The organism is Streptomyces beijiangensis, assembly GCF_017315755.1.
GTDB classification, from domain to species: domain Bacteria; phylum Actinomycetota; class Actinomycetes; order Streptomycetales; family Streptomycetaceae; genus Streptomyces; species Streptomyces beijiangensis.
Genome location: NZ_JAFLRJ010000435.1, coordinates 1 through 401 on the forward strand (window position 1 = coordinate 1; position 401 = coordinate 401).

The following is a 401-nucleotide window of genomic DNA, read 5'->3' on the forward strand; positions in this document are numbered from 1 at the left end:
ATGTTCGGTGTCCAGGAGGAGGAGACGGCGGACACCGAGCCGGTGTTGAGGAGCAGCGGCTCGGTGAACAGCGGCGGCGATCCGATGATGGTGAACAGCACGACCATCAGGACCGAGGCGCGGATCAGGGGGAGTTTGATGCTGAACGCGGTGCGCCAGCCGCCCGCGCCGTCCACCGTGGCCGCCTCCAGTACGGAGCGGTCGATGGCCTGCAGCGCGGCGTAGAAGATCACCATGTTGTAGCCGAGCCACTCCCAGAGCGCGATGTTCACGATGGAGGGCAGCGCGCCGCTGGGCGAGAAGAAGTCGAAGCCGATGCCGCCGGAGTGCATCGCGGAGACGACGGGGCTCAGACCTGGCGTGTAGAGGTACAGCCAGATCATCGCGGCGATGATGCCCGG

The 401-nt window shown here is 66.6% G+C and carries 1 protein-coding gene; it reads right to left on the reverse strand.

The annotated features are described in order from the left end of the window. Positions 1-401, reverse strand: a 401-nt coding sequence (locus J0695_RS33845; protein WP_206968595.1) for a carbohydrate ABC transporter permease, incomplete at both ends; no start/stop codon positions are given.